Here is a 6882-nt window from a genome sequence, read left to right as displayed (position 1 = left end):
CGCGCTCGCCCTTGTGGCCGGTGCGCGCGGGACGGTGGCGGTCCGGCAGGCGCGCGACGGCGCCGGCGGTGCGCGCCACCTCGTGCGCGCCGTGCGGCGTGCGCGCCTGCTGGTGCCAGCCCGCCGCGCCCAGCAGCAGGCCCAGGCTCCAGATGGCGCCGCGGTGCGTATTGACGCCGCMGGTGGCKCGCATCATCGCCGCCTCGGCCTCGCGGCCAAGCGCGCCCAGCTGCTCGCGCAGCGCCACGCCGGGCTGCGCGGCCTGCAGGCCGGCCGCGGCCATGGCCGCGAAGGCGGGATGCAGCGCCCGCGCGGAGCGGCACATCAGCGCGAGGCTCAGGTCGTCATGGGCGCCGTTGCCGCGGCTGTCCACCAGGCCGGGCTTGGGCGACAGCGCGGCCTCGTCGATCAGCGCGGCCACGGCGAGGTCGGCCAGCCGCACGGCGGCGGGAGAGAAGCCGGCATCGACGGGCAGCAGCAGCGCGGGGCTCGCCATCACCAGCTCCTGAAGCGTGCCGGCGGCTCGTACAGCCCGCCGGACCAGTCGACCAGGTCGGCCATGCTCTTGGCCGCCAGCAGCGAGCGTGTCGCCTGGCTGCGCTGCACGCCCAGGTCTTCGGGCAGCGCGATCAGGCCATCGCTGCGCATGCGTCGCGTGGTGCTGGTTTCGTGGCGCAGGCCGATGGGCGTGACGCCGGCCACCGCGGCCAGCATGGCGCGGCGTTCCTCGATCGAGCGTGCCTTGTAGAGATAGGCGATGCCTTCCTCGGTCAGCACGTGCGTGACGTCGTCGCCGTAGATCATCACCGGGGCGAGCGGCATGCCGCTGTCCTTCGCCACCTGCACCGCATCGAGCGATTCGACGAAGGTCGGCTTGCCGCCGGCCTGGAAGGTCTCCACCATCTGCACCACCAGCTTGCGGCCGCGCGCGAGCGGGTCGTCAGTCTCGATCAGGTCCAGCCACGCGGGCGTGGGATGGCGCCGGCCGCCCGGGTTGTGGCCCATGTTGGGAGCGCCGCCAAAGCCGGAGAGGCGCCCGCGCGTGACGGTGGACGAGTGGCCGTCGCCGTCGATCTGCAGCGTCGAGCCGATGAACAGGTCCACCGCATACTGGCCGGCCAGCTGGCAGAAGGCACGGTTGGAGCGCAGCGAACCGTCSGCGCCGGTGAAGAASACGTCSGGCCKGGCSGMCACGTAGTTCTCCATGCCSAGTTCGCTGCCGAAACTGTGCACGCTTTCGACCCAGCCGGATTCGATGGCGGGAATCAGCGACGGGTGCGGATTCAGCGTCCAGTACTTGCAGATCTTGCCCTTGAGGCCGAGCGACTCGCCATAGGTGGGCAGGATCAGTTCGATGGCGGCGGTATTGAAGCCGATGCCGTGGTTGAGCGACTGGACCTTGTGGCGCTCATACACGCCGCGGATCGCCATCATCGCCATCAGCACGTGCACCGGCTTGATCAGGCGCGGATCGCGCGTGAACAGCGGCTCGCAGAAGAAAGGCTTGTCGGCCTGCACCACGTAGTCGATCCATGAACCGGGTATGTCCACGCGCGGCAGGCCGGCGGGGTCGTCCACGATCTCGTTGACCTGGGCCACCACGATGCCGTCGCGGAAGGTGGCGGCTTCCACCAGCGCCGGCGTGTCCTCGGTGCTGGCGCCGGTGTAGAGGTTGCCGTCCCGGTCGGCCTTGAAGCCGGCGATCAGCACGAGGTTGGGCGTGAGGTCCACGTAGAGCCGCGCGTACAGCTCGATATAGGTGTGGATGGCGCCCACCTCGAGCTGGCCGTCCTCGAGGAACTGCGAGATGCGCAGGCTCTGCGCGCCGGCGAAGGCAAAGTCCAGCTTGTGCGCGATGCCGCGCTCGAACAGGTCGAGATGCTCCACCCGGCTTACGCTCGGGATGATCATGTGCAGCCCGTTTACCTTGGCCGGGTTCACTTCGGCCAGCGAGCGAGAGAGGAAATCGGCCTGCTTCTGGTTGTTGCCTTCGAGCACCACGCGGTCGCCCGGGGCGGTGATGGCTTCGAGAAAGGGGACGATATCGGCGGTCGGTACGACCTTGCCGCCGGCAAAGGCGGCACCGCGTGCGAGGCGCCGGTGCTTTTCGCTGCGGCGGGTGTCCCACTGGCGTTCGGTGGAGGGGTTCGGCATTGCGTCTCCGGTGTGCTTGATGCGGTGGATGAGACCAAGATACGCAGCGCGCGCACCGTAAGCAATGACGCTGCGCGCGGCATCGTTACTCCAGGTGTAAGTGTTGACTGGCAGACATGCACGGCTGGCGCGCCCTGCGCCGGGAGGACGGCACGCCACTGCGCGCTCGCGCTGCGCCGGCCTGCCTGCGGCCGGTTCACGGCCGATTCGTGGCCGGCCCGTGGCCCGCGCGCGCTCTGCGGCGTGACAACGCAAGCGCGGGTGGCCCGCCGTTAATCTGAAGCTAACGATTCACACGCGGCCTTGATTGATGCGCCGCGTCAGCTTGCCTAGATTGATTCCATACCGGGCCATMCACGGGTGCAGGGCATGCACCCGGCCACCGGCACACCAGCCGTCCCCGCCGCGGGGCGACCGGCAAACTGACAAACGGCCTGCGTGCGGATATGCCGACAGGCCATCAGGAGACAACACCATGATCATCTACGGAACCGCCTTGCTGGCGGTCTGCCATCTCGTCGGCCTCTACCTGGGCGAATTGCTGGGCATCGCGATCGGCGTGAAGGCCAATGTCGGCGGCGTGGGCATCGCCATGCTGCTGCTGATCTCGATACGGCTCTACCTGCACGGGCGCGGCCTGCTGCCCAAGGAGACCGAGGCCGGCGTGGGCTTCTGGGGGGCGATGTATATCCCGGTGGTCGTGGCGATGGCGGCCCAGCAGAACGTGGTCGCCGCCCTGCGCGGGGGACCCGTGGCGCTGATCGCGGCATTCGGCGCGGTGCTGGTGTCGGCCTGCTGCATCGCCGTGCTGAGCCGCACCGGGGACCACGCGCCGCTACCGCCCGTGCAGTCGCCCGACGCAACCCCCAGCCCCGCAGCGCACTAAGGAGTAGACCATCATGCCGCACTCTTTTTCCCATCTGCTCCAGAACGTCCTGCTGCAAAACGGCCTGGTCACGGCCTTCGCCGCGGTCGGCATCATCATGTGGCTGTCTTCGCGGCTGTCGCGCTGGCTGACCTTCGGGCGCATCCATGGCTCGGCCATCGCCATCGTGATCGGCCTGGTGCTCGCCTACTACGGCGGCATCGTGACCGGCAAGGAGAAGGGCCTGGCCGATATCACGCTGTTTTCCGGCATCGGCCTGATGGGCGGCGCCATGCTGCGCGATTTCGCCATCGTCGCCACCGCCTTCGAAGTGCAGGTGACGGAAGCCCGCAAGGCAGGGCTGGTGGGCGCGGTCTCGCTGCTGCTGGGCACCATCCTGCCGTTTATCGTGGGTGCCGCCGTGGCGCGCGCCTTCGGCTACAGCGACGCGGTCAGCATGACCACCATCGGCGCCGGCGCGGTGACCTACATCGTGGGTCCGGTCACCGGCGCGGCGCTCGGCGCCAGTTCCGACGTGATCGCGCTGAGCATCGCCACCGGGCTGATCAAGGCGATCATCGTGATGGTGGGCACGCCCATGGCGGCAGGCTTCCTGGGCTTGAACAATCCGCGCGCTGCCATGGTGTTCGGCGGGCTGGCGGGTACCGTCAGCGGTGTCTCGGCCGGCCTTGCCGCGACCGACCGCCGCCTGGTGCCCTATGGTGCGCTGGTGGCCACTTTCCATACCGGGCTGGGCTGCCTGCTGGGGCCGTCGCTGCTGTTCCTGGCGACCAAGGCGCTGGTGGGGTAGGTGGCGGCGGCCCGCCGCCCGCGTCATCTCCGGCGGGGGCGCCGGGATGAGGCGGGCGGTGTCGCTTGTGCGGGCCGGCAGGCTATGGCCGCACGATCAGCTGATGGTGTGCGCTCATTCTTGTCCGGCGATGCCGCGCAGCAGCGCGGGTATCGGCTTCAGCGGGCCCAGCAGGGAAGGGTCGATGCCGTACTGGCGATCGATGGTTGCGGACACATCCTGATAGTCGATGTGCGTGGCGTGCTGTTCGTCTTCCCAGATCACTGCCCTGAGCGGAAGCTCGAGCGCCGCGTGCGGGTTTGCCGCCATGACCGGCGTGCCCGCCTTGGGGTTGCCGAACAACAGCAGGCGGGTGGGCCGCAAGGTCATCCCGGCGCCCGCCGCCGCCGCGCTCTGGTCGATGTCGGCAAACAGGGTCACGCCGCGTGCCGCCAGCGTGTCCTTGAAGCGCGCTATCGTGGTCTGGAAATCGTAGCGGCTTTGCAGGGTGAGTACCGCGGCCGGATGGCCTGCGGACGGTTCGGCGTGAGCGGTCATGGCAGATGTCATCCAGAAAGCGGTCAGAAGGGTCGTGCGCAGGGCGCGCGCCACGGCGCCTGCATTTCGTCGGTCTGGCATTCGGTCACTCCGGGCCTATCGATGGCTGGAGTCTAGGGCTGCCCGCCAGCGGTGTTGATGCCTGGCAGGCTCGATAACATGCCCGTTCGTCTCAAGTTGGCGGCCCGTGCCGGCGCAGACCAGGAAGTCGGGCCAGGGCAGCCTTGCCCTGGCCGCCGGGCGGGGCCGTCCAGGCGGGCCCGCCCGGCGGCGTCATGCMTCCCGGCGCATCGCCAGGCGGCACACCGCCGCCAGCGCCAGCAGGTTCGGATCGCGCTMGCGGCGGCGCAGGAAGCTCAGGCCGATGGTCTGGCGCAAGCGGTACTGCGAGGACAGCGGGATCAGCACTACCTTGTGCGGCAGCACGTCGCGCACGCGCCCCGGCAACAGGGCGTAGCCCACGCCGCCGCTGACCAGGTTCATCAGCGAGAAGATATCGCCCACCTTCATCACTACGTTGGGCGTGAAGTCGGCGATGCGGAAGGCCTCCAGGAAGCCCTGGAACGTGACGAAGCCTTCGCTGAGCGAGACGAAGGATTCGTCGCGGCAGGCGCGCAGGTCGATCGACGCCTGCCGCGCGTAGGCCGAATCGGCCGGCGCCGCGAAGTAGATCTCGTCCTCGAACAAGGGGATGGATTCGATATCCGGATCGGGCTCGGGCATGGCCATCAGCGCGGCGTCGATGCCACCCTGCTTGAGCTTGAACAGCAGGTCGGCGTTGGAGCCCAGCACCAGCTCGGCCTGCAGCGCGGGCCGCCGCACCTTGATGCCGATCACCACCTCCGGCACGGTACGGATCGTCAGCGAATAGAGCGAGCCGATCTTGAGGTGATCTGCCGAATACCCGGCGGCCTCGCGCGTGGAGCGGATGCCGTCTGACATGGTCTTGATCACCTCGGTGGCCACCTCGGCCAGCACGTGCGCGGCCTCGGTGGGCAGCAGGTTGCGGCCCTCGTGGCGGAACAGCGCGCAGCACATGCCCTCCTCGAGCGAGTGCAGCGCACGGTGCACGCTGACGGTGCTCACGTCCAGCGCCTCGGCGGCCTTGGCCAGGTTGCCGGCCTCCATGTAGGCGAGCAGGACTTCGAGCTTGCGGAAGGTGATTTCTTCGTTGATGCGGTTTCGCATAGGGAGGCGGCCTTGCTGCGTGCGGTGGCGACGAACGGACCATGATAACCAGATTCGCGCCGGGCCACGCCAGCCGGCGGCGGATCGCTCGCGCGCCTGCCGTCCGGCCGGGGCAGGGCGTCGCCGTCGTCGGGCGCGTGCAGCAGGGCCGGCGTGCCGGTGGTGCCGCCGGGCCGTTCCCGCTTCAGCGCGGCGTCATGCGTACTGCGCCGTCGAGACGGATGGTTTCGCCGTTGAGCATGGCGTTCTCGAGGATGTGCAAATGGTGTGTCCGATGCCGGAGGGCGGGGCGTCAGGACGCCTGGCGCCCCGCCAGGCCGCTCAGTTGCCTGTGAACACCGGCGTGCGCTTCTCCAGGAACGCGGCCACCGCCTCCTTGTGATCCGCGGTCTGGTGGGACAGCGCCTGGAATCCCGCCGACAGTTCCAGCAAGGTATCCAGCCGCGTGTGCATTGCCTCGCGCATCAGGCGCTTGGCCAGCCGCACCGCGTGCGGCGGGTTGGCGGCAATGCGCCCGGCCAGTTCGTTGGCGGCCGGCAGCAGCTGCTCCGCGGGCACCACGCGCGAGACCAGGTTCCATTCCAGGGCCTGGCGGGCGTCGATGGCCTGGCCGGTGAAGGTGAGTTCGGCCGCGCGCGACAGGCCGATGATGCGCGGCAGCAGCCAGGCGCMGCCGTCGCCKGGGATGATGCCGAGCTTGACGAAGCTCTCGGCGAACCGGGCCTGCTCGGAGGCGATGCGCAGATCGCACATGCAGGCCAGGTCCAGGCCCGCGCCCATGGCCGCGCCGTTGACGGCGGCGATCACCGGCACCTCCAGGTTGAACAGCGCCAGCGGCAGGCGCTGGATGCCGCAGCGGTAGTCCTGGCGGATCTCCATGCCGGGCACCTGGCCCGAGGCCTGGCGTTCCATGTCGCGGATATTGCCGCCCGACGAAAACGCGGTGCCGGCCCCGGTAATGATCACGGCACGCACGCTGCCGTCACGGTGGATGCGCTCGATGGCCGCCAGGAAGTCGTCCACGGCGGTGTTGCCGGTKAGCGGGTTGCGACGCTCTGGATCGTTCATGGTCAGCGTCACGATATGGCCCTGTTGCTCGTAGCGCAGGAAGCTGGTCATGCGGGTCTCCTTGTTCTTTTTTCTGTGTTGCCTCGATGCGGCGGCGCCGCTCACGCGTTCGATGGCCGGCTCTATTACAAAAGGCTAAGGGCGCGCGTCAACACGTGTCCAATATTAAATTTGACGATAGCGATATGCCGTGAATATCGGATCGGGTGCAATGACGGCAATGCGGCGCATGCCTTGAGACCAGCACACCAGTGGGTGC

The 6882-nt window shown here is 68.8% G+C and carries 7 protein-coding genes; 2 read left to right on the top strand and 5 right to left on the bottom strand.

Going from position 1 to position 6882, the window contains the following annotated elements:
• Together AC1DKV_RS34380 and mdcA are read right to left on the bottom strand one after the other, a co-directional pair.
• Window positions 1-496: triphosphoribosyl-dephospho-CoA synthase (locus tag AC1DKV_RS34380; protein ID WP_477139101.1), on the bottom strand; the 496-nt coding region annotated here is incomplete at its 3' end.
• Window positions 496-2154, bottom strand: a complete 1659-nt coding sequence (gene mdcA / locus AC1DKV_RS34375; RefSeq protein ID WP_477139100.1) for a malonate decarboxylase subunit alpha — start codon at window positions 2152-2154, stop codon at window positions 496-498. The genes AC1DKV_RS34380 and mdcA, both read right to left, overlap by 1 nt.
• A 475-nt stretch (window positions 2155-2629) precedes the next feature.
• Between mdcA and madL the strand changes: the two genes are divergently transcribed.
• Both madL and madM read left to right on the top strand, forming a co-directional pair.
• Window positions 2630-3040: a malonate transporter subunit MadL gene (gene madL / locus AC1DKV_RS34370; protein ID WP_441622864.1), complete on the top strand. Its 411-nt coding sequence runs from the start codon at window positions 2630-2632 to the stop codon at window positions 3038-3040.
• A 13-nt stretch (window positions 3041-3053) separates the two neighbouring features.
• Entirely contained in the window at window positions 3054-3830 is a 777-nt protein-coding gene (gene madM / locus AC1DKV_RS34365) for a malonate transporter subunit MadM (protein WP_441622862.1), read from the top strand.
• Window positions 3831-3944: 114 nt separating this feature from the next.
• On the opposite strand, the gene AC1DKV_RS34360 is transcribed toward madM, so the two are convergent.
• The 3 genes from AC1DKV_RS34360 to AC1DKV_RS34350 all read right to left on the bottom strand — a co-directional run bounded on the left by AC1DKV_RS34360 (window position 3945) and on the right by AC1DKV_RS34350 (window position 6674).
• Window positions 3945-4421, bottom strand: coding sequence for a DUF302 domain-containing protein (locus tag AC1DKV_RS34360; protein WP_441622860.1), 477 nt, complete (start codon window positions 4419-4421; stop codon window positions 3945-3947).
• A gap of 219 nt (window positions 4422-4640) precedes the next feature.
• On the bottom strand, window positions 4641-5555 hold the full coding sequence (locus tag AC1DKV_RS34355) for a LysR family transcriptional regulator (RefSeq protein ID WP_477139099.1): 915 nt from the start codon (window positions 5553-5555) through the stop codon (window positions 4641-4643).
• A gap of 321 nt (window positions 5556-5876) precedes the next feature.
• Window positions 5877-6674 (bottom strand): crotonase/enoyl-CoA hydratase family protein, encoded by a 798-nt coding sequence (locus AC1DKV_RS34350; protein ID WP_477139098.1) that lies wholly within the window; start codon window positions 6672-6674, stop codon window positions 5877-5879.
• Window positions 6675-6882 lie beyond the last annotated feature (208 nt).

The sequence above is a fragment of the Cupriavidus sp. 05T41 genome (assembly GCF_056396525.1).
This window is presented reverse-complemented; position numbering and strand designations above follow the sequence as displayed.